Origin of the sequence: Vibrio sp. Y2-5, assembly GCF_014596725.1 — a bacterium.
Lineage (GTDB): Bacteria > Pseudomonadota > Gammaproteobacteria > Enterobacterales > Vibrionaceae > Vibrio.
The window spans coordinates 451,186-474,341 of sequence record NZ_JACVEG010000002.1 but is presented as its reverse complement, the minus strand read 5'-3'; the positions used below and the strand labels follow the sequence as shown (position 1 = coordinate 474,341).

Annotated in this window: 19 protein-coding genes; 8 read left to right on the top strand and 11 right to left on the bottom strand. The window is 44.0% G+C overall.

Annotated features, from left to right (window positions below; translation table 11 throughout):
• The first annotated feature begins 9 nt into the window (after positions 1 to 9).
• The 3 genes from norR (at position 10) to HUO09_RS07190 (ending at position 4,562) form a co-directional block, all read left to right on the top strand.
• The gene (gene norR, locus HUO09_RS07200) at positions 10 to 1,578 is read left to right on the top strand and encodes a nitric oxide reductase transcriptional regulator NorR (RefSeq protein ID WP_188233784.1); all 1,569 of its coding nucleotides are present in this window, start codon (positions 10 to 12) and stop codon (positions 1,576 to 1,578) included.
• 200 nt (positions 1,579 to 1,778) lie between these two features.
• Positions 1,779 to 3,452: a hydroxylamine reductase gene (gene hcp / locus HUO09_RS07195; protein WP_188233489.1), complete on the top strand. Its 1,674-nt coding sequence runs from the start codon at positions 1,779 to 1,781 to the stop codon at positions 3,450 to 3,452.
• 54 nt (positions 3,453 to 3,506) lie between these two features.
• A complete protein-coding gene (locus tag HUO09_RS07190) occupies positions 3,507 to 4,562 on the top strand; it encodes a hybrid-cluster NAD(P)-dependent oxidoreductase (RefSeq protein ID WP_188233488.1) in 1,056 nt (351 codons plus the stop codon).
• Between the two features lie 106 nt (positions 4,563 to 4,668).
• On the opposite strand, the gene HUO09_RS07185 is transcribed toward HUO09_RS07190, so the two are convergent.
• The 4 genes from HUO09_RS07185 to HUO09_RS07170 all read right to left on the bottom strand — a co-directional run bounded on the left by HUO09_RS07185 (position 4,669) and on the right by HUO09_RS07170 (position 9,967).
• Positions 4,669 to 5,160 carry an ATP-binding protein gene (locus tag HUO09_RS07185; protein WP_188233487.1) on the bottom strand — a complete coding sequence of 164 codons (492 nt, stop codon included), beginning with the start codon at positions 5,158 to 5,160 and terminating at the stop codon, positions 4,669 to 4,671.
• A 27-nt stretch (positions 5,161 to 5,187) separates the two neighbouring features.
• A complete protein-coding gene (locus HUO09_RS07180; protein ID WP_188233486.1) occupies positions 5,188 to 5,532 on the bottom strand; it encodes a hypothetical protein in 345 nt (114 codons plus the stop codon).
• A 306-nt stretch (positions 5,533 to 5,838) separates the two neighbouring features.
• The gene (locus tag HUO09_RS07175) at positions 5,839 to 8,877 is read right to left on the bottom strand and encodes an efflux RND transporter permease subunit (protein ID WP_188233485.1); all 3,039 of its coding nucleotides are present in this window, start codon (positions 8,875 to 8,877) and stop codon (positions 5,839 to 5,841) included.
• Positions 8,878 to 8,881: 4 nt separating this feature from the next.
• Positions 8,882 to 9,967, bottom strand: a complete 1,086-nt coding sequence (locus tag HUO09_RS07170; RefSeq protein ID WP_188233484.1) for an efflux RND transporter periplasmic adaptor subunit — start codon at positions 9,965 to 9,967, stop codon at positions 8,882 to 8,884.
• A 384-nt stretch (positions 9,968 to 10,351) separates the two neighbouring features.
• On the opposite strand from HUO09_RS07170, the gene HUO09_RS07165 reads away from it, so the two are divergent.
• On the top strand, positions 10,352 to 10,978 hold the full coding sequence (locus tag HUO09_RS07165; protein ID WP_167410204.1) for a TetR/AcrR family transcriptional regulator: 627 nt from the start codon (positions 10,352 to 10,354) through the stop codon (positions 10,976 to 10,978).
• A gap of 74 nt (positions 10,979 to 11,052) precedes the next feature.
• On the opposite strand, the gene HUO09_RS07160 is transcribed toward HUO09_RS07165, so the two are convergent.
• Entirely contained in the window at positions 11,053 to 12,255 is a 1,203-nt protein-coding gene (locus HUO09_RS07160) for an MFS transporter (protein WP_188233483.1), read from the bottom strand.
• A gap of 116 nt (positions 12,256 to 12,371) precedes the next feature.
• Between HUO09_RS07160 and soxR the strand changes: the two genes are divergently transcribed.
• Positions 12,372 to 12,827, top strand: a complete 456-nt coding sequence (gene soxR, locus HUO09_RS07155) for a redox-sensitive transcriptional activator SoxR (protein ID WP_167410202.1) — start codon at positions 12,372 to 12,374, stop codon at positions 12,825 to 12,827.
• Positions 12,828 to 12,842: 15 nt separating this feature from the next.
• Here soxR and HUO09_RS07150 read toward each other — a convergent pair whose 3' ends face one another.
• The 4 genes from HUO09_RS07150 to HUO09_RS07135 all read right to left on the bottom strand — a co-directional run bounded on the left by HUO09_RS07150 (position 12,843) and on the right by HUO09_RS07135 (position 16,321).
• Positions 12,843 to 13,748 (bottom strand): hypothetical protein, encoded by a 906-nt coding sequence (locus HUO09_RS07150; RefSeq protein WP_188233482.1) that lies wholly within the window; start codon positions 13,746 to 13,748, stop codon positions 12,843 to 12,845.
• A 105-nt stretch (positions 13,749 to 13,853) separates the two neighbouring features.
• On the bottom strand, positions 13,854 to 15,278 hold the full coding sequence (locus HUO09_RS07145; RefSeq protein ID WP_167410200.1) for an MATE family efflux transporter: 1,425 nt from the start codon (positions 15,276 to 15,278) through the stop codon (positions 13,854 to 13,856).
• A gap of 285 nt (positions 15,279 to 15,563) precedes the next feature.
• Complete coding sequence (locus tag HUO09_RS07140; RefSeq protein WP_167410199.1) at positions 15,564 to 15,713, bottom strand: hypothetical protein; 150 nt, start codon at positions 15,711 to 15,713, stop codon at positions 15,564 to 15,566.
• Positions 15,714 to 16,108: 395 nt separating this feature from the next.
• Positions 16,109 to 16,321, bottom strand: a complete 213-nt coding sequence (locus tag HUO09_RS07135) for a cold-shock protein (RefSeq protein ID WP_042479407.1) — start codon at positions 16,319 to 16,321, stop codon at positions 16,109 to 16,111.
• Between the two features lie 425 nt (positions 16,322 to 16,746).
• On the opposite strand from HUO09_RS07135, the gene HUO09_RS07130 reads away from it, so the two are divergent.
• Entirely contained in the window at positions 16,747 to 17,904 is a 1,158-nt protein-coding gene (locus HUO09_RS07130) for an iron-containing alcohol dehydrogenase (protein ID WP_188233481.1), read from the top strand.
• Between the two features lie 79 nt (positions 17,905 to 17,983).
• On the opposite strand, the gene HUO09_RS07125 is transcribed toward HUO09_RS07130, so the two are convergent.
• Positions 17,984 to 19,087: a 1-acyl-sn-glycerol-3-phosphate acyltransferase gene (locus HUO09_RS07125; protein WP_167410196.1), complete on the bottom strand. Its 1,104-nt coding sequence runs from the start codon at positions 19,085 to 19,087 to the stop codon at positions 17,984 to 17,986.
• Between the two features lie 245 nt (positions 19,088 to 19,332).
• On the opposite strand from HUO09_RS07125, the gene HUO09_RS07120 reads away from it, so the two are divergent.
• Entirely contained in the window at positions 19,333 to 19,941 is a 609-nt protein-coding gene (locus tag HUO09_RS07120) for an AraC family transcriptional regulator (protein WP_188233480.1), read from the top strand.
• A gap of 63 nt (positions 19,942 to 20,004) precedes the next feature.
• On the opposite strand, the gene HUO09_RS07115 is transcribed toward HUO09_RS07120, so the two are convergent.
• Positions 20,005 to 21,825 (bottom strand): hybrid-cluster NAD(P)-dependent oxidoreductase, encoded by a 1,821-nt coding sequence (locus tag HUO09_RS07115; RefSeq protein ID WP_188233479.1) that lies wholly within the window; start codon positions 21,823 to 21,825, stop codon positions 20,005 to 20,007.
• 279 nt (positions 21,826 to 22,104) lie between these two features.
• Here HUO09_RS07115 and pyrC point away from each other — a divergent pair, with 279 nt between their 5' ends.
• On the top strand, positions 22,105 to 23,133 hold the full coding sequence (gene pyrC / locus HUO09_RS07110) for a dihydroorotase (RefSeq protein WP_188233478.1): 1,029 nt from the start codon (positions 22,105 to 22,107) through the stop codon (positions 23,131 to 23,133).
• The last annotated feature ends 23 nt before the right edge of the window (positions 23,134 to 23,156 follow it).

The window sequence follows — 23,156 nt, the reverse complement described above, 5'->3', positions numbered from 1 at the left end:
ACACACGTCATCAAACCATCCATAGAACAAGTACTGTTGAACATTGCGGTAGAGCTGAACATGGGAGAACCTTCCACTCAGCACTACCAAAAATTGATTGATGCCTTACAACAATTGCTTCCCTGTGATGCCAGCGCTCTATTTACACTCGATAACGAAAAGCACTTAGTACCAATTGCCATCAGCGGTTTGTCCTCTGAGGTTTTCGGGCGACGCTTCCTACCTGATGTTCACCCGCGTTTGGCTATGATCTTAGCCAACCGAAAACCGGTGCGTTTCCCTGAGAATTCAAGCCTGCCCGACCCTTTTGACGGCTTACTGAGTGAAGATATCCACCATAGTATTGATGTTCACTCTTGCATGGGTTGCAGCTTGTACGTGGGCGATACTTTGGTTGGTGCGCTAACGCTGGACGCTGCAAAACCCGGTGCTTTTAACGGCATTCCAGACAAAACCATTGAGACCTTTGCAGCGCTCGCTGCGGGGATCATTCGCAATATCAGTCTGTTTGAAGCATTGAATAAAGCCAATCGTCAGCAACATTCCGTGAATCAATTGCTGATTGACGAAGCGAGAAGCAAAGGCGGAAAACTGGTTGGTGTCAGTCCCCAGATGAAGCGGCTCAGAGCCAACATTGAGATGGTGGCACACTCAAATTACGCGGTTTTGATCAGCGGCGAAACAGGTACGGGCAAGGAAGTGGTTGCTCACCAAGTTCACGCGCAGAGCCTGCGCAGTGACAAGCCTATGGTTTATGTAAACTGCGCAGCGTTACCCGAATCCATTGCTGAAAGTGAACTGTTTGGACACGTAAAAGGGGCGTTTACCGGTGCCAATACTTCACGTGCGGGTAAATTTGAACTGGCTGACGGTGGCACGATTTTCCTTGATGAAATCGGTGAACTGCCTCTGTTGTTACAAGCCAAACTGTTGCGTGTGATTCAGCAAGGTGAAGTGCAACGAGTGGGGGCAGATAAAAACCATATCGTAGATGTTCGCATCATCGCGGCCACCAACCGAGACCTTGCTCAAGAAGTGGCTGAAGGACGTTTTCGTTCCGATCTTTTCCACCGTTTGAATGTGTTCCCGATTCAGGTTCCTCCATTACGCTCTCGTGAAGGAGACATTCCGGTTTTAGTGGGACATATACTGGATAACATTCGCCGTCAGTTTCACCTGAAAACGCTACACATTCATCCTAAAGCACTGCAATTATTAGAAAAGCAGTCTTGGTTAGGTAACGTCAGGGAACTGGAGCACACCTTAATGCGTGCGGGCTTACACGCTATGAGAACGCAATCAGAGCTGATTGAACCTCTTCATTTTATGAACGATTTTGACTTGTCTGAACAATCCGCCAATGGAAAGGCGAATTGCAATGCCTCTCCTCAACTTCCCAACTCTTCAGTGCCTATGCGCGAAGCGGTAGAAGCCTTTCAAAAGCAGCTTATTGAACATGCATTGCAACTGAACAACGGTGTTTGGTCTCAGGCGGCTGCATTTCTACAGATGGACAGAGGTAACTTGTTCAAAATGGGCAAAAAATTGGGCGTACAAGCCTATGAATCCTCTAAATAAGCATTTAGCGTTGTATTAATCACAACGCACGATGTCTTTATAACAACGTTATTTTTGAGAGAAAAAACAAAAACCACATAAAATCAATAAGATACAAACTGGCATACTCTCTGCAATACCAGCGATGAAATTTAAAGGCCGCTTAACGCTCCCTTCGCGTTAAGCGGCCAATTTTAATACTTATCACTGGAGCCCCAACTATGTTCTGTATTCAATGTGAGCAAACCATTCAAACCCCTATCGCAAAAGGTTGCGCGTATTCGCAAGGTATGTGTGGAAAAACAAGTGATGTCTCTGATCTACAAGATATTTTAGTTTATACGCTACAAGGCGTTTCATTCTGGGCTCAACTTGGCCGTGAATATCAAATTATCGACACTGAAATCGACGAGTGGGCACCGAAAGCCTTCTTTGCAACGCTGACGAACGTAAACTTTGATGAAAAGCGCATCGTTGAGTTCGCAAACCAAGCTTATCAATACAAACAGAGTTTAGAGCAGCGAGTCAAAGCTGCCGCAACGTTAGCTGACAAATCAATTCCTGAGCTCTCTCCAGCGGCTCAGTTTGAACTTCCAACGGATCGTGAAGCATTGTTAAAGTTTGCACCTTTAGCCGCAGTAAACCGTGGTCATGAAACCGTCGACCCTGATGTGATGGGTTTGCGTTTACTCTGCTTGTACGGCTTAAAAGGCGCAGCAGCCTACTTAGAACACGCCCGTGTTTTAGGACAAAGCGATGTAGAGATCCACACTGAGTATCATCAAATCATGTCTTGGTTAGGTACTGAACCGCAAGATCTCAATGCACTGCTCAACTGTTCAATGCAAATTGGCTTAATGAACTACAAGATCATGGCCCTATTAGATAAAGGCGAAACGGAAACTTTCGGTCACCCGGCACCAACGCAAGTCAACGTTAAAACAAAGAAAGGCAAGTGCATTCTTGTTTCTGGCCATGATCTGCACGACTTAGAAAAAATCCTGCAACAAACCGAAGGCAAAGGCATTAACGTCTACACCAATGGTGAAATGTTACCTGCTCATGGTTACCCAGAGCTGAACAAGTACCCTCATTTGGCGGGCAACTACGGTAGTGCTTGGCAAAACCAGCAAAAAGAGTTTGCTAACTTCCCGGGTGCGATTGTGATGACATCAAACTGCTTACTGAATCCAGAGGTCGGTCAATACGCCGATCGCCTGTTCACTCGCAGCATTGTCGGCTGGCCGGGCGTATCTCATTTAGAAGGTGATGATTTCTCAACAGTGATCGAATGTGCATTAGCTCAGGACGGATTCCAGCATGATGAAATTGAACAGATGATCACTGTCGGATTCGGCCGTAATGCCTTAATGGAAGCAGCACCAGCTGTGATTGATCAAGTGAAACAGGGCAACATCAGTCACTTTTTCTTGGTAGGCGGCTGTGATGGCGATAAAGCAGAGCGCAACTACTACAACGAATTTACCAAACAAACGCCAGAAGACAGCCTGATATTGACTCTCGCTTGCGGCAAATTCCGCTTTAACAAAGAACAACATGGTGAAATTAACGGCATTCCTCGTCTTCTCGATGTTGGTCAATGTAACGACTCCTACTCCGCGATTCAATTAGCATTAGCGCTGGCAGAAGAGTTTGATTGTGGTGTCAATGACTTACCTCTGACACTGGTATTATCTTGGTTTGAACAAAAGGCCATTGTGGTTTTACTTACCTTACTCGCTTTGGGTGTGAAAGGTATTTACACCGGCCCAACTCAACCAGCATTCCTTACTGACAACTTAATGGCCATTATTCAGGACAAATTCGACCTAAGAGCCATCTCGACTGTTGAACAAGATCTTGCGCAAATCCTTGGCGAAAAAGCCGCTGCGTAAATGTGTTTAATGACAGGTGGGTATCGCCCACCTGTGCTTATTGAAGAGATGATTATGGAACAATTTCAATGGCCGAGCCAAGGCGCTGCACGCTTAATCTGTAAAAGCAGATGGCAGGAAACGCCGGATTGCATCAGTTTTACCTTAACCAGTGAAGAACAAGACAAAACCTTTAATTTCATTTCAGGGCAATTTGTGACTCTAGGGGTAGAGATAGATGGCTACACTGAGTACCGCGCGTATTCTCTCAGCTCCCTTTCAAACCAGACCGAAATGCAATTTACCGTGAAAAGGGTTGCTGGCGGTAAAGTATCGAACTATCTCAATGACCATTTACAAGTGGGTCAATCATTGCAGGTACTTCCACCCGCTGGGCAATTTCACATTGGACAGCCCCATACCGATAAGATCTTGTTGCTCAGTGCGGGTTGCGGAATAACACCGGTTATGTCGATGGCGAAAACATTGTTGGCAGACAACCAAGATCGCACAGAGATACATTTCATTCATGCAGCAACCTGTGCAGAGCAGTTGATTTATCATGCTGAGCTACAACAAATGGAGCAGCAGCACCCTCGTTTCATACTCGACATTATGCTGGAGGATGCAGCGAACACGAATTACTTGGAAGGACGTTTAACCCAAGCAGCGCTTGCCAATTACTGCCCGGATATCGCTTCTAGAACGGCGTTCTTGTGTGGCCCAGTGGGCTTCATGCAAGCGATGAAAGATAACTTAGCAGCGTTGGGGATGGATATGACCTTGTTCTATCAAGAAAGCTTTACGCCTGCTGAATCAACACAACCAAAAGTTGAAGACACCGAGAGTAAAGCTGCGGCATTAGCACATGCCACCGTATTTGTACCGTCGTTTGCAGCTGAGACTAAAATCGTTACAGGAAGCCTGCTTATTGATGCGTTAGAAAGTGCCAAAGTACCTGTCATTGCGGCTTGTCGCAGCGGTATTTGTGGTTCTTGCAAATGCAAAGTCACCAGTGGTGATTTCACACGTACCAGTAGCGAAACCTTAACTGAACAAGAAATCGCTGACGGGTTCGTACTCGCCTGCTCCTGCCAAATTCATTCCGATGTTGAAGTGTCTCTGAACTAGTTTTCACCCAGAGCCCTAACCTTCCATATGACTTTTCTCCTTGATCAGCGCGGAGAAAAGTCATTCATAGCCATAGGGTGACTGAAAAATTCATCTACCTTGTCCGTCATACCGTTGGAGTTATCTCTCGATGAACCCAAACAACATCTTCATCCGCTGTAGGAGTTTCAAACCAAGACCAGAATAAATCCAACATCTCCGGCGTCATTTCGTAAGACTTACCTTCCAACTTCGAGTTGCGAGCGGTTGCCCTTTGTTTACAAACCTCAAAGGGAACATCCAAATAGTGCATTTCACTCTCCACACCTATGCTCGATGCCCACTCCATAAAAGTACTGCGATCAGTTTTACGCCAAAAACCGAAATCGAAAATCACGGGCACACCAAGCGAAAAAAGCTGCATAGCGGAGCTTTTAAATAATTCTTCGAGAGTGGCTAAGCGATGGTCAAAGACTTCACGTTCCATATGCTCGCCGTAAAGAGGAATCATCCATTCATCAACTGAGAAGCGAAATGCACCATGAGCTTCTGCAAGCTCTTTGGAATAAGTGGTCTTGCCAGACCCAATGAAGCCACATACAAAATAGATTTTGCTCATATTTCCTCTTTCTTTAAGTACGGCAAGTTAGTCTAGATCTCGCCATATCCAGTTCGAATCAATAGCGCTTCCGGGGCCATAGCTGCGTTGTTTCATTGCTAAAACGGCCCAGCACTCTTTTATTTCCAACTCGATATCATAGGTAACCTTATAGAATTTATAAACCAGATCGGGGTCTTGATATTCAGAACTAAAAGGACAACGTGAGCGTTTTATCAGATCAATACTAACAACGCTTCCACCAACCGAACGAATCTTGTTATTGATAACCGCCACTCTTTCACGTTCAGACTGTTTGGACACTCTCATCAACAACCATACGGATACCCCTCCAGCGATGAAGGTAAGTAAGAAAGCGAGTTGTAAGCTCATACTAAAAATCCTCAGATTATACGCAGCAGGCTTTAAGTATAGGCAGGGTTCTAGAGTAAAAAGCCCATGCTCATAACACAATAAAAGGATTTACCCGTTTTAGCTCTTTATCTCTCAAAATTGATGCCTATCGACAAGGCAATCGCGCCATTTTAAGCATCAAACGAGAAAGGTGACTTAACCATCAACATTATTACTCCCAACAAAAAGCCACAAACGCTCAGGAATTTGTGGCTTTTTTACTTTTTCATCTTTAAACGGTGTTCGCTATATCAAAGTAGCGCGGCCAGCTGTATTTTAACCAACCTAGAGCCCATCTTCTGCTCTAAAAACTAGGGCATAAAATATAGGTAATACAACCATAGTGAGTACGGTAGCGAAGACCAACCCACCAATGATAGTGATTGCCATGGATACAAAAAATGCATCGAAAATAAGAGGGGTCATCCCCAAAGCAGTGGTGAGCGCAGCCATTGCGACAGGACGCAAACGGCTCACACAGGAATCAACAATCGCTTCCATCAGGACTTTCCCAGATCTTGTTTCTATGTTGATCTCTTCTACTAAAACAATGGCATTCTTTATCAGCATCCCTATTAGGCTTAAAAAACCTAATAACGCCATAAAGCCGAATGGCTGATCCGTTGCCAATAAACCAACGGTCACACCGATTAAAGCAAGGGGCACGCATAACCATATCACTACCGTTTGTCGCAACGAGTTAAACATAGTAATAGTCAGCAATATCATTGCCAGAATGAACAAAGGTATGCTTGTTTCTATCCCAGCTTCCGCTTTATTTTGCTCTTCATACTCACCGCCCCATTCCAATTTATAGCCTTTGGGAAGCGAGATAGACTCCACTTGAGGGCGTAATTGAGCAAAGAGTTGACTGGCATTTCCATCGACGGGATCAGCAAACACTGTTATGGTTCTTTCTCTGTTGCGACGAAGGATTAAGCCATCTTCGAAAACCAATTCAAATGACTGTACCACTTGCCTTAAAGGGATCATTCGCTGAGCGAAAGGGCTCCAGATCTGAATATTTCCCAAGCTACCAATATCGTATCTAACACTATCGTCTGCCCGAACAATAATGGGCAATAGCAGATCATTCTCTCTGAATACGCCTGTCGTTACTCCCTCGAATGACTCTTTAATTGCTTCAGCCACCATTGATCGAGATATACCATTCAGATTCGCCTGCTCTTCCAGTAACACCGCTTTGACCACTTTGATCTTCTGTCGCCAGTCCGTGCGGATAGCTTTTGCATTAGGTGCAGATGAAAATATCTCCGTTATTTGGTCAGCAATGGTTCTTAACTGCTCCGGATCAGGCCCACTAACTCTCGCCTGAATTTTGCCCAAAGCTGCGGTACCAAGTGCAAACGGAGAGGCGTATATCAAAGCATTGGGATATTTCTCGGCTAGCTGTTGTTCAACTTTTGGAATCAGTTCTTTGATCGCTCTGTAGTCATCAACGTCGACTAAAAACTGAGCATAACTCGTATTAGGCTGTTGAGGTTCATAAGTTAACAAAAACCTTAATGCGCCTTCCCCAGTCATAGTGGTTACATGAGTGACATGAGATTGCTCTCGTAAATACTGCTCAATTGAACCCGCATTTTGCTTGGTTTCGTCAATGTGCGTGCCTTGCGGCAACCACATATCAACCATGAACTGCGCCCGTGTTGAATCAGGGAAAAAGTTCTGGCTAACGAATGAGAAGCCCCAGAGAGAAACCGCAAATATCGCCAAAACGGATGCGGAACTTAAATATCGATGACGAATACAGTGTTTCAACAGTCGTTTGTATTTGGAATAGAATCTTCCAGCGTAAGGATCGTTTAATTCCGAGGCTTGCTTAGGCGGTTTTAAAAAAAGAACGCACAGCAATGGCGTCACCGTCACTGCGGTAACCCAACTTAGCAACAAGGACACCATCACTACCTGAAACAATGAACGGCAGTACTCTCCCGTGGCATCGTTTGATGTGCCAATTGCCGCAAACGCCAAAATTGCAATTAATGTCGCTGCCAATAACGGCCAAGCCGACTGACTAACGACGATAGGGGCGGCGCTGCGTGCGCTTTCCCCCTTCTGCATACGTATCAAAATGCCATCAACGATCACAATCGCATTATCAACCAGCATACCCAGAGCAATGATGAGAGCACCGAGAGAAATCCGCTCTAACGCCACCCCCATAGGGTCTAGAAATAGGAATGAACCAGCAATAGTAAGGACGAGGATAAAGCCAATTAATAAGCCACTACGCAATCCCATAAAAATCAGCAATACCGCGATTACGATGGCTACCGCTTCCACTAAACTCGCGATAAAACCAGAAATGGCTTCTGTTACCGCTTCTGACTGCAAAGAAACGAAGCCAAACTCAATTCCCGCAGGTCGCTGACCTTCTAGCTCAGTCAATTTGCTCAGGACAGCTTCACCCATATCGACGACATTACCGCCCGTTACGGTTGAGATCCCTATACCGATACCTAACTTTCCATCAAACTGAATAAGTGCCGACGGTGGGTCAACATAACCTCGCTTTATTTTGGCAATATCACGAAGGTAGAACTGTTTGCTTGAACCGTCTGTAATCAACATCGATTCGAAACCTGCAACGGATTCCAAACCTCCCGTCGGCGAAATAGCAACGTAGGAAGAACCAATCTTGGCATTACCAGCGTCTACAACAACACCTTTACTACTCAATTGCTGTGCAATTACATTCGAAGAGATGCCTAACTGCGCTAATCTGTCTCGATTAAACTCAACGAAAATCGCTTCCGTACGCTCGCCATAAGTGTTTATCTTGCCAACACCGTCAACGAGAAGAAGCTGCTGTTGCAGATCATCGACATATTTTTTCAATTCACCGTAACTGTATCCGTCACTCGTAATAACCATGAAGATACTGTAAACATCACCGAAATCATCAATAACCAGAGAAGGCCCAGATCCGGGCGGAAGATATTGCTGAACATCACCCACTTTTTGCCTAAGTTTGTTCCAAACCTGAGGTAGGGTTTCCTTGTTATATTTGTCTTTGATTGAAACCGTGATCGTAGAAAGTCCGGGCTCAGACTTAGAAGTGACTTTATCGAGTTCCCCTAATTGCTGAACGGATTTCTCTAGTAATTCAGTGACTTCCTGCTCCACTTCTAGAGCAGTCGCCCCTTTGTACGGCGTAACAATCAGCGCTTCTTTTATCGTGAACTCTGGATCTTCTAGTCGGCTCATATCTCTGAAAACCATAAGACCAGTAACCAACATAACGACGGTCAAGACCAGTGTAACAACTCGCTTCTCAATTGCGATAGACGCTATATTCATCGATTCAATCCTCCAGCGGATACACGGAATAGCCATCGAATAAACTGTGAACACCTGATACCGCTATACGGTCCCCTTTCTTTAACCCAGATTTCACCAAGACTTTCTTCGCTGTAATGTTGCCCAATTCTATTGTTTGCTTTGTAACAACACCCTTATCAGCATCGTATAACCATACGAAAGCTTTATTGTCTGAGTTACCAACAATCGCCTCTATCGGAACATATATGTTGGCGTTCTCCGTTGATTTGGGTTGATACAAGACATGACCACTCATACCCGAACCCAATGAAATATTCTGTGGCACATTAAACTCAACGGTGACTTTGTAAGTACGAGTGATGGGATCAGCGACGCTAGAGAACTCACTAATGACACCTGGGAAACGTTCATTCGGTAAGGCACTTACGGTAACAAACAGCTGTTCTGAGAGATTAATGTCTTTGGCTGAAGCGACTCTTCCTCCTTGTACCCAATCAACCTCTGGTACATCGACAACCATCTCCAAAGCAGAGTCACTATGCAGTTGAATAACCGGTTGTTTTGCGTAGACAGTGTCAAACTTCTCAATGTCTTTACGTGCAATTCGACCAGAAAAAGGCGCTTGTAACGACGTATCTTCCAGTGCTTTTTTTGCTTGTTTGAATGCAGCTTGTGCTACTTCCATATTGCGCTTTGCCTGATCGAATGCCTGAGGGGTTACAGCATTGGATTCTAGGGCTTTTTTATATCGCTCATAATCCTTGTGACTGGCATCTTTTTCAATCTTGGCGCTTTCAAACTGAGCCTGATAATCTCTGGGATCAAGTTGGGCTAATACTTGCCCGGCAACAACGAGATCACCTTCCTTCACTTTTATATCAGTGACTTTACCGGGCACCTCAAAAGCCAGAGTCGATTTGTTTACTGCAGTAACACTGCCTGGATATTTATATAAAATCTGAGGCGCATCACCACCTAACGTATAAAGCTTAACAGGTCTAGAAACCTGTTCGCTCTCGTGTGGTTGTTGCTGATCGCATCCCGCCATAATGAACGCAGTACTCAATACAAGCACGGTCCACCTTAAACGTTGGCATAAGTCATTCATGTATTCCTCCACAATAAACGGACGGTTACTGGCGAATACATGCTGCTGTCTAAATTGTGTACTTCGCCTTGATTAAGGGGATTCTATTACAAGATCATTAATTAACACAACACCTGTTATATTAATTATTAATGAAATATGAATCATGAAAATGAATAAGAAGCAGAAATGACAAACAACAAAAATATCAATTTAAAATCATTAAGTTAATGAACGCCCACAACTAAACTGAAGAATTAAATTATCCAGTAGTGACTTAGCTCAGCATCGATCATCGGAACAGATCAACACATGACTACCCTTTTTTAACAACACCTGTTACTTTAATGAAAATTCCAAACTAGCCTGTGTGGCAAAACCTAAGCAACGAGTGGACACCTTTAGATGAGCAAAAGTGATCAAGAACCCAACAATGCCATTGCAAAACAAAAAAGAGGCCGCCCTGTTGGTGACCATGATTCAAAGCGAAATGAACTTGTTAATGCAGTGATTGAGTTGCTGTCTGAGAAAGGATGCCAAGGTATCTCTTTTCGCAAAGTAGCCGCCAAAGTAGGTTGTACAACTGGCGCTGTGACCTACTACTTTGAAAATAAAGAAGCGATGCTGATTGCTGCTACTGATTATTTATTTGGTCAATTTGAACTCATTTTGGCAGGAGAAAATGGGGATGTGAAAATTGTATTAGATAACTGGCTTAACTGGTCTCTCAGTGAAAGTTCAGAGGTCGCTCCAATCGTCGCTGAGTTGTTCGTTTATGCAAGACAAGATCCTAATTACGCCCAGCACCTGCAAAAGTGGTATGTCAAAATGAGAAGTTCATTAACCGCGACTTTAGAGCAAGGACAAGCGCGTGGCGAAATTAGAACCGATATTGATGCTGCATTTCTCGCAGATCAGTTGAGTGCCCTCGTCGATGGATGGATGATCGTATCGCCGATAGAACCGCAACGTTATGATCCCCAACAGACCAAAGCATTTTTTGATATAACCTTAAAACTACTCGCCCCATAAAATAATGGAATGAGTAGTATGGTGTTGTTCATAGCATCATTAATGTTAAGCCGGGAAGTAAAGCCAACGCAAAATTAAACCGTACTCACTTTAAGTTCCAAAGCTTTGCTCAGGCGTAACATTAACAACACAGCTATCGCCATAACCATTGAAGCAAGAAAGAAACCTGACTGAGTAATACCAAAATGACTCAAAAACGCGATGGCAACATAGCTGATGCTTTGTGCCAACGTGGCAAACATTTGTAAGCCACCATCCGCTCGGCCGCGTTGGTGAATACTGATACTGTGGTGCATCCAGTTTGTCCGAGCGATTCGATTTAATGCGTTAAAAGTGCCAAAGAAAAAAGTGAATATCAGCAACATCATTGGGGTTGGTGATAAGCTCATACCAAAAAGCATAATCGTAGCCAACCCCATTGCACCAACCATAATTCCCTGATGAGAACCTAGCCCCAAAAATCTTCCGACCAGTAAGCCTGTGACTAGTGATCCCATACCAAACGCGATGTTATAGCCAGCAAACCAGTCGCCAGAGATACCCGTTTCAGCAAACCATATCGGTACCAATTTGGTCAGAAAGGTGAGAATCGGGTAACTCAATGCTGAGAGCATTAAAAATGCGTAAAAATGAGGTTTTGAGGTAAAGATATCCCTACTCTCTTTCATTTGTTCGACAAAAGAGATGGTTTGGCTAGCGCGTATTTGTTGGCGATAAGGCGTCAATATGTAGCTAACACTCGCAATTGCAGAGGCTATTGCCGCGAATGCAGAAAATTCCAACATTCCCCACATTTCGAGCAACATAACTCCCAACGCACCAGAACCGAGTGTCGTTACCTGCATGATCACTTCTTGTTTGCCGGAGATAGCCGCATATTCATGTTGATGAAAGTTCTCCTGAGTGAACGCATTGTTGGTTGTCCACGCCAAATTACTCGAAGTCCAAAATACAAGTTGTGCCACTGCAAGCAACCAATGAGATTCAAATCCGAAACTGTATGCCAGCGTGACAAAAGCAGCGGTACTCGCTTGCAGAAGCTGTACCAATACCAGCAATTGCTTTCTTGAATTTCGGTCAATCAAGGTGGAAAAAAACGGGGTTAGGAAAAAAGAAATTGCAGTACACACCAAAGCAACCATAGCGACAAACGCACCCATATTGGGTTCCGAGAGCATCACCCAAGGTAACGCCATCATAAACAGTCCTGACGATATACCATCAAAGAAGCGCCCTGTTAGATAAGCACTTGCGCGTGTTTTTTCTGTTGCTTCCATATTTCTATTCCATCTGCTATTAATTTGCAGTCAGGTTAATACCTCAAGTTAACTTTAGGTAAAGCGTTATTTGCCTATAATTTAGATAAATAGCAAGAAAAAATGGAGAGTTAGATATGGAGATGACTGTGGGTGAAGTGGCTAAACGCTCTGGTGTGAATGTCTCCACCCTGCACTTCTACGAACAAAAAGGATTGATCTTCAGTTGGCGAAATCAAGGTAATCAACGTCGATATCATAGAAATGTTCTTCGCAGAATCGCCGTAATCAAAGCGGCACAAATGGTCGGTCTGACATTAGAAGAGATCTCTGCCTCATTGGCAGATTTACCGAAGCATCAGGCACCTAGCCGTCAACAATGGGAGCAGATGGCTTCGAATTGGAGCGATATGCTCGAACACCGTATTCAACAGCTACAGGCGTTAAAAAACGATCTTGGTGGCTGTATTGGCTGCGGTTGTTTGTCAATGGAGTCGTGTGCCATTTACAACCCGCAGGATATTCGCGCAGAAACCTTTGAAGACAAAACTCGTCTTACCCACCCAGAAGAGTGGTCTGGTGATGTAGAGTAATCGGGCTAATACCGCTCATTGATCGAGTGGTGGATGGTTATTCATCCATTCTTCAATGGTTAAGTATGTCTTACCGCCATTGATGAAAAATGGGCTGGACTTATCGACGTTGACCAAAGCATCGTCGGCTACATTTGCCATTGTGAACCATTTGGGTTCTGTAGTGAGATAGACAAATCGGCTGGTGCCTGCCCCAGGAAGATAATTTGCATTTGCAAAATCCCCCTTGGATACAGAGCTGTCGACTGTAGGGTAGTAATCCACACCGATACTCATCAGCAACTCGGCATCCTCATCTACACGATCAAGCCAAGCTTGTGTGCGAACAAATACTCCAAGAACATCATCCCCATCGAAAGCCACTTTACTGGTTCCGCCATGCAAGATATCCGGATGCTGAAACTCGTAGTAGCCAGAACTATCATCAGGTAACGCACTGCCCTGCCAAGTGACAATATCGGAGTCGTAATATGAGGCCCAAGTTGTTGGTGTTACAGCTAATTTTTCCCAAAAAGCGTGGTTTACATCACTACCTTTTAGCAGCCAAATTTCAAAATCGCTGTAGTAGATCTTCACGTGTTGATCTGTATTGGTGTTCGATTCAAATATCGTAAACCAGCCCGTGAGTGCACTCCATGAGGCGGATGTTTTCATTCTGTCGTCAAGCACAGAATCTGCCCACCATGCTGGTGCAGCATCCCCTCTCGGTAGCCCTTGTGTAATGTGCCCGCTTTTCGACCAACTGGCTTCTGCAGAAGCGTTTAACAAAATAGCTTCGTTCGCTTTAGTCATGCTATCCACGACTTCCGTAGCAAAAGGGGATGTTGGAATGGAAATATTCGTATCGGGAGTGTCAGATTCTTCGCCACCACAAGCTGAAAGCAATATGGATATAATCAAGGCTGAGATAATTTTTTGCATGATAAAGCAGTAACTTATAGGTGGAGAAATACACCGCTAGGTTACCACTCATAAAACAGAAAACTCTAATGTACGGAGACTGATTAAGCCAATACTGACAAGCGATTAGGCTCTTCTTTCGCCCACTTCGATCAAAGCTTCTTCCGATGTTGCCAACGTTTCAATATCGTCTTGTTCAATAATACGAGTTTTCTTCCAACTACCACGTGCATACCAAGCCACAGCGACTAGCGCCACCAGTATGTTAGTCACAGCAAATGACCACCAAATGCCTTTCTCAGCTAAGTAGGTATGTTTAGACAGAATATAGGCCAGAGGGAATTGGAACACCCACTGAGTGAGTAGTGATAGGATCATACTGTTGGTCATATTTCCGGAGGCTCGAAACGCCGACATTATCGAAAGCTGGACGCCAATAAACCCCCAAGATAAACACATCACTTTTAGGAATTCTGCACCTTGCTCAACAACTTGAGGATTGTCGGGAATGAAAAACTTCACTACGTTTGGTGCTAATAAATAAGCAAACACACCGATAACCGTCAACATGACAAAACTCCATATCGAGCCAATTACGGTAATTTTAGCCGCACGATCAACACGGTTGGCACCTAAATTCTGTCCAACAAGAGTAGAAACAGCCATCGCTAACCCCATCGCAGGGATGGTAATCAATTGAAGAATGTTCGAACCTACACCGTAAGACGCTATCGTTACGGTTCCGAAACTCGCGACCAGAAATGACATGGTAATCAAACCCAGCGCCCGTGCTGAAAGTTCAACTGAACCCGGAGCTCCCAAAAAGAACGCACGTTTGATGTAAGTCCAGTCAGGCGATAAATCTTGCCACCTTAAATGAATACCATGTTTGCCTTTGGAAAGAATATAAAAACCAGTGAATGCCGCAAGAGCTTGAGTGACAAGTGTAGCAAGTGCTGCTCCTGAAACGCCTAGACCAGCAAAATTTCCCATACCAAAGATGAATAATGGATCGAGCACGAAGTTAAGCAACACCGTGCCAAGCACGATATAAAGCGGGACTTTAACTTGCCCAGTGCCTCTCATCAATGCTTGAAACATGTTGTAGACAAAGACAAAAATTACGCTAACAAAAGAGATACGCATAAAGCTAAGAGCATTGGTATATACCGCATCTTCTACGCCAAGCAACTTCAAAAAATAAGGTGAAAGCAAATAGCCAAGAAAACCCAAAACAACTGAGGTAATAAACACCATCAGCATAGTTTGCCCTGCAACATGGTTTACCTTGTCATACTGTCTTGCGCCCATGTACTGAGCAGTCAGAGTCGCCCCTGCCATAGCAAGCCCAGCTCCCAACGCAATAACGAGGAAAGTTACTGGCATGCTTACTGAAACAGCAGCCACTTCGTTGGCACCCAAACGCCCTACCCAGAAGGCATCCGTCAGTTGATAAGCTGATTGTAATAGCTGACCAAAAACAATAGGAATTGCGAGAGACAAAAGCGCTTTATTAATAGGGCCTTCAATTAACTGTTGTGTTTTTGCCATGCTCACACCTTTTTCTTTAATATATTTTTTCAACACATGCCACACTGATCATAGCCCGACATTTAAGTTAGAAAGACAGATTAACGAAAAGAATGCAAACTTTTTAGCTTTGCTAGGAATTGAAAATTAAGGGTATTTGGTACTAGATAGGGTGAAAATGATAACGGAGGAGTGAATATTTTTTAGGAATAACGGGAATATCCACACTAAAATAAAAAATATTTTAGCAATAGAATTCCTTCCTACTTACGCGGCAAATTAAAGAAGCAGTAATAATGTGCAAATTTAAAGATTGAACAGTTTCTGTTGTTCTCTTTCTAACAAAATATCTTCAATTTTTCTTCTTGTTTCATTTAACGATGGTTTTTTATCAACAATTGATTCTTCTTGAATTTTTTTCTTAGCTTTCGTCTTAGTTTGTTTGCTTTTTTTCATGCTTCTTCTTGCTCTTCAATAATTAGTGAACTAAAAATGTTCCTAATTGGTGCCCTTGGCTAGAAAATATTTCACCTTCATTTGTTGTTTCACAAAATGAGAAGTGAAGATCATCTTCGAATGTTTGAAGCTTAATTAAAGTGTGTCTTTTTAACACATCGCTATTTAGCTGATGAATGTTTGCAGACCACTGTACATTTTCTTGGTGCAAGTGAAAATCTATTTTAAACAAACGGATATGCATCCTTAGCGGATTTCTTATCACGCTTACTATAGTACCAGTAAAGCTGGCGACTTGTTCTTCTAGTCATAAAATACTTTAGATAGTGGAAAATTTAGGGAAGGGAGCTGGGGAAAGAAATAGGAGGTGATGGCGACACCTCCTACTTTAAAACTTATAGTGGTGATACGTTAGCAGCTTGAGGGCCTTTGTTGCCTTTCTCAATTACGAAGCTAACTTTTTGACCTTCGTTTAACGTTTTAAAGCCTTCAGCAGCGATAGCGTTAAAGTGAACGAATACATCAGCACCGCCGTTATCAGGAGTGATAAAGCCGAAGCCTTTAGTTTCGTTGAACCACTTTACAGAACCAGTTGTTTGGTTAGACATATATATACCTCGATAAAATTAATTAAAAGTCGTAAACAAAAACTACTTTATGGAATATGAAGAAAAGTTATCGCAGGAATATGACGAGAAAATCGCAAGAGAACTGAGAAGAGACTTGTACTTAATGTTTCATTAATAGCTCATGCTTAAGAGCTGCAGCTACTATACACCTTGTGCTCTAAATAGACAGATATATTTTCATATATTTTTAATATGTTTATTTCGCCAACCATATATTCCTCTTGATAATTATCTCCCACCCCTTGCTACTACTCAGTTTCGTTGCTTATCGCCCCTCTAAAAATCATCAATAAAATTCTGACTAAAATATCCTATAAACTTGTTTCAATGAGTATAATTGACTCCACACACACTTTGGCTAGCCGTAAAATAGCTTCAACTAAAACGTTCTATGAGTGATAAAAATGAATAATTTTACTTACTTCAACCCAACCAGAGTCCACTTCGGCAAAGGTCAAATTGCGACTCTTAAGCAAGAAATTGCACCCAACAGCCGTATTCTGATCACCTACGGTGGCGGTAGCATTAAAAAAAATGGCGTTTATGACCAAGTTATTGATGCATTGAAAGACTTCACTGTATTTGAATTCAGCGGCATTGAGCCAAATCCTCATTATGAAACACTGATTAAAGCAGTCGAACTTGCTAAGCAAGAAAAGATAGACTTCATTCTTGCTGTGGGTGGTGGATCCGTGATTGATGGAAGTAAGTTGATTGCTGCTGGCGCTTGTTATGACGGTGACTACTGGGACATCATCACTAGCGGCGGAAATTGTGTGAAGGAAGCACTGCCATTGGGTTGCGTACTCACTCTTCCGGCAACAGGTTCAGAGATGAATCGCAATAGTGTGATTACTCGTGCAGCTACTCAAGATAAGCTTTCCTTCGGCTCTGATTTTGTTCTCCCTGTATTCTCGATTCTTGACCCAGAAACGACTTACTCGCTTCCTGCTCGTCAAATCGCAAATGGTGCTGTGGATAGTTTCGTTCACATTATGGAACAGTACATGACTTACCCTGTGAACGCGAAAGTGTCTGACCGCTTTGCTGAAAGCCTACTGCTGAACATTCAGGAAGATGGGCCTGTCGCTCTAGAAAAGCCAAACGATTATGACGTGCGTGCGAACCTGATGTGGACAGCGACAATGGCTCTCAACGGCACATTGAAAAATGGTGTCCCTTCAGATTGGGCTACTCACGCTATTGGTCATGAGCTGACAGCTTTATACGGTTTAGACCACGCGCAAACACTGGCGATTGTCATGCCTTCACTATGGCGTTACAAAAAAGAACAGAAGAAAGGCAAACTGCTCCAGTACGCAAACCGAGTTCTGAACATCACTTCAGGCAGTGAAGATGAGCAAATCGAACTTGCGATTCAGAAGACCGAAGAGTTCTTCACTATGATGGGCAACCCAACCACTCTTTCAGCATACGAACTGGATGAAACAGCCATTCTCGCTGTGAAGCAAAAACTCATCGAACACGGCATGCTAGCCCTTGGGGAACACGGTGACATAACCCCTGATGATGTAGTAGAGATCCTTAAACTCGCGCTGTAACAATCTTTAACTACATGAAGATTAAGTAAAAAAAGAGAAGCTTTAAAGCTTCTCTTTTTACATCTCTAATCTCTGAACGTTATTGATTACGCACTGGGTTTGCGTAGCTATCAAGCAGATACTGATGTGCATTCAGTGGAAGCTGAGACAGTTTTTGCTCCAATTTCGCTTTTACCGCAGGTGTAATGTCTGCATCTTCACGTCCAGCCGCTAACAAGTTAATTGGGTACAACTTGTAGTTAGCGTGGATTTGACGGTCAATTTCTTGTGCAAGCTCTTCCGGCGTTTCGTAAGTCTCAGTGATCACCTCACCAAAAGCGACATGAACTCGGCCTTTGTCACCGATGATGCCCTGAATGATACTTTCGATGTCTTCAAATTCGCCTTTTTCGTATTTACCATGGGTCGCTTTTTCATAAAGCTCGCGAGCTTTGGCAATATCACAAGGGTCGTTCTCATAGGAAATTGAAACAGGCACAATTCTTAGCGACTTAATGTACTCAGAAAACTCAACTTTCTGTTTGCGGCCTTCGACGTTAAACATTTTAAGGATCGCAGGATCGGTAAAGTCGTTACCGTCTTTCGCACGACCTTCTTTTTGAGCAATCCAAATTGAATGCCCTGTATCCAAAGAGTGCTTAATATAACCAGACAAAGTACCCAGAGCTTTCATCATTTCACGTGGCGCTTTCGCCGAACGCTTAACGATAAAGCTTTTGTTCAATCGCATCAGTTCTGTTGCACAAGGCTTCTTCAGCAAGTTATCGCCAATAGCGATACGAACTGTACGGTGCCCTGACTCATACAAACCGTAGTTAACCAACGCAGGATCCATCGCGATATCACGGTGATTAGACACAAACAGGTAAGCTGTATTCTTATCTAGTTTGTTCAAGCCACTGTAAGTCACACCCTTGGTGGTGTGTTCCAACGTTTTTTCTAAATACTTTTTTACTTCTAGCTGAATGGCATCAACCGAAGTCAGCTTTGCCCACTTAAACTTAAGGTAAGCTTTTACGAATGGGCCCATCATCGTTTTTAGCCATGAAGGTTGACGCTCAAAACGATGATCGAGAATCGCTGTGATAAATTCTTCATCATTAATTAAACGTTCGATGGCTGCAGGAATTTCATCGTCATTATAGGGACGAATCTCTTGATACGGGTCGGTGGTTGAAGTCATATTCTCGTACATCAAATAAAAAACTGGCCTATTCTACGCGCACTCGCAAGAGCTCGCAGCTATCATAAGCACATAAATTGTAAGGTCAGACCAGAAAATCAAAAATAAGTTTCTGTCTGTATTCCTTCTATTTCCTAACTGATAGGCATCGCGGTTAGGCCGCGGCTAAGTGATCCACAACTCGATATTTGGCTTTTGAGTGGATAAACGTTAATCTTAGCGCCCTTAATTTTATGAGGCCTTGTATGAACTACGCTATTCAATCTGAAACCTGCTTATTTCCATATCTGGAAGTCACACCGCGTAAGCGCGCAACAAAGCATAGTTTAGTCAAGGTTAACAATGGTCTTGCTCTATTCAAATTGGGCAAACAAGAGTACGCCATTGAAGCAGGACAAGCGATTTGGATCCCTATCGAATGCTTATGCTCCCTCACCTTTTTGCCAAATACTCACATCACTCGGGTTGATTTTTCAGTTCGTCTACGAGATGAATTCCCTCATCAATCTGGATTCATCACACTAACAGAATTGAGTTCGGCACTGCTAAGCCGCATACAGTCGACAAATGCAGGTGACGAAGTGTACCCGCATTTGTTACAAGTACTCAAAGATGAAGTCAAAAAACTTGAGCCAAAGCTTGTAGAAAATAGCTTAAGCCAACAGTTTGCTCGCTGGCAGCCGAATCAGCAGGGAGCCATTAACAAAGAACATCATGTTGCTTTACTCGTAAGAGAAGCCATGAAGCGCAAACTGTCTGGAATAAAAACACAGCTGGTGATTGATGAACTGTTTTCAGGCAATACCGCACAGTTTGAACAAATGTGCCAATTAGTGCTTGGCAAATCACTTTAAAAGAAAATAAAAAACAGCCAGCTAATAATAGTTGGCTGTTTTTTATAGGGCGGTGAATAGCGCCTAGTTCACCACTTCAATATCCGTTTCTGGTACACAGCAACAAGCTAAAGCCATACCCATATTACGTTCATGTTCTTGCAATGCTGGAACATCAGGCTGATGGACTTTACCCGATTCAACCTTCACCTTACACGCACCGCAAAATCCAGCGCGGCAACTGTTGGCAATAGGAAAACCCGCCGCTTCAGCTTGCTCTAACAGGGTGCTTTGGTTATTTCCTTCAAACAGATTGCCGTTAACACTTAACTGCAAGGTTTTAAATTCTCTGACGGTTTGCTGCGCGACGCCAAACGCTTCTTGGTGGTAAGCATTTTCAGCCACACCTTGCTTAAGTAGCAAATTCTTGGCTTTTTGCATAAATCCATCTGGACCACACACAAACACTTGGCGTGTAGCGACATCTTTCACTTGCTTGATGTGTGACAGGGACAAACGACCTTTCAAACCAAACCAGTCAACCGGTGGTTGAGAGAGCGAAATAAACACTTTCAGTTCAGGATGGGCAAGCTCTAATTGCTCTAGCTCTTCACGACATGGAATGTCTTCAACAGAGCGACATTGATGATAGAACACTACATCACGCATCTGCTTGTTATCTGCCAGATAACGTAGCATAGACAGCATAGGCGTCACGCCACTTCCCGCAGAAAGCAGTAACAACGGCTGATTGTGATGCTCAGAGGATAAATGAAAGCTGCCATCGGGTGTTTGGGTAGTTAATGTATCCCCAACCTGAAGGTTATCAAGCAACCAGTTAGAGACACGGCCGCCATCGACACGCTTAACAGAAATCGCCAGCCGTCCCGGACGAGACGGACTTGATGACATAGTGTAAAAACGACCAACATTTTCACCATCGACGACAATTTCAATCGGTAAATGCTGACCGGGCTGGTAATTTGGCAACACGCCATGTTGTGGCTCCAGCCAGAAAGTCACAAAATCGCGGGCGATTTCTTCACGCTCTACACACGTCATCAGGTAGTGGCTCTGACCTAAATCTGGGTAGTGCTCTTTCTCTTTGTATTCAATAACTTCAATCTTATCTCCCGCATGAATCATGCCTTCATTTCTGGCAACAAGATTTTGACCGAAGAATACGCCTCCGCGCTCGTTGGCACGAAACTGGGAAAGAGTACGCAGTGGTTCTTTGGTTGGGCGGTATTGGCCTTTTTTGATATCCACCGTCGTCATAATACAACGTTCACAAGGCTTCAGAGCCTCAAATTCCACCTCACCAATACGGATGCGCTTCCAACTATCTTCCGCAAAAGGTTCGGTGCCAGAAACAACAAGGTTGGTTCTAAATTGATCCATGCAGTGACGTTCAGGGCTGCGACGGTTTAGCTCATCCAGCGAACCTTGGCTAATAATCAGTAGCGGATAACCATCCGCAAAGCTGACGTTATGACCGAACTTCTCACGTACACGATTGGACTGTTGACCAGTGAACAACAGCTCAACACGCTGCCCCATAATCTCACTGAACCAGTCGTCAGCTTCATCTGTTGTGGTGTACGCAATAAAGCTGTCATCCCAAACTGTTGCTGGTGATTCCTGCATTTTAAAATCAGCATAACGAATGGTAAGTGGCGATTTTCCCTGCGCGCTAAAAATCAGGCCATCTGGCGTTAGGGTAGATCGAATTTTGACCATTTGCGGGTATTTACGGGCTGTCACCATACTGCCGTCAGCGAGTGCCAACATAAATCGTCGGTCAAACATCAACCCTTGTTTCTCAACCCATGCAGTAGATAAAGAAAGTCCACCCACCGATTTCACTGGATACACATTGATTTGAGAAAGCACCGCTGACGACATGACACACATCCTTACGTATGGTTAAAAATAGATTCCCGAGCCACCGAGACGTATTGCTTTCAGTGAAAAGAGAACAGGGCTATGAATGACACAAATACGCTATTGTTTCAATCAATTAGCCACGAAAAATTGTTCCAGACTAACAGAACAGACAAATTAAAAGATGAAATGAGAAGCCATTTACTCTATCATCCTGTCGCCTAAACGGAAGCGTTTGCGTGACGCAAATTTTCTTTTTAGGCTCCAATCATTCCAATGACTTCATGGTGGGAGCTATTCATGACAACACTTACGATCACTCGTCCCGACGACTGGCACGTTCACCTTCGCGATGGCGAAGTTCTCGCAGATACTGTACGTGACATCAGCCGTTACAACGGACGCGCGCTTATTATGCCAAACACCGTCCCACCAGTAACCAATACTGAAATGGCGCTTGCTTACCGTGATCGCATCATGGCGCAGAATCCAAGCTCGACCTTCCAACCTTTGATGTCTTTGTACTTAACCGATAACACCTCAGCAGAAGATATTCGCCAAGCGAAAGCGTCTGGCGCCGTTGTTGCAGCAAAACTTTACCCAGCAGGTGCAACGACGAACTCTGACTCAGGCGTGACTAACGCGAAAAACATTTACCCAGTTCTGCAAGCAATGCAAGAAGAAGGCATGTTGCTGCTGGTTCACGGCGAAGTGACCACTCACGAAGTCGACATTTTTGACCGTGAAAAGACCTTCTTAGAAACGGTTCTTGCGCCAATCGTGAATGATTTCCCGAACCTTAAAATCGTTTTAGAACACATTACAACCACAGAAGCGGTTAACTTTGTAAAAAACGCTTCAGACAACGTGGCAGCAACCATTACCGCTCACCACTTGCTGTTTAACCGCAACCACATGTTGGTTGGCGGTATTCGCCCTCACCTGTTCTGTCTGCCAATTTTAAAACGAGCAACACACCAACATGCGCTCGTTGCGGCAGCAACGTCTGGCAATAAGAAGTTTTTCCTTGGAACAGACTCAGCACCTCACGCGAAAGGCAAGAAAGAAGCCGCTTGTGGTTGTGCGGGTTCATACACGGCTCACGCTGCACTGGAACTTTATGCAGAAGTGTTCGAGCAAGAAGGCAAGCTTGAGAATCTTGAAGCATTCGCGAGCCATAATGGCCCAGACTTCTACGGTGTTCCACGCAACACAGACACAGTGACTCTAACTAAAGCGTCTTGGGAAGTTCCTGCAAGCATGCCTTTTGGCGGTGAAACCGTGGTTCCAATTCGCGCAGGTGAAGCTATTCAGTGGCAAGTCGCTTAACACGGCGTCCACATACTGGTTCT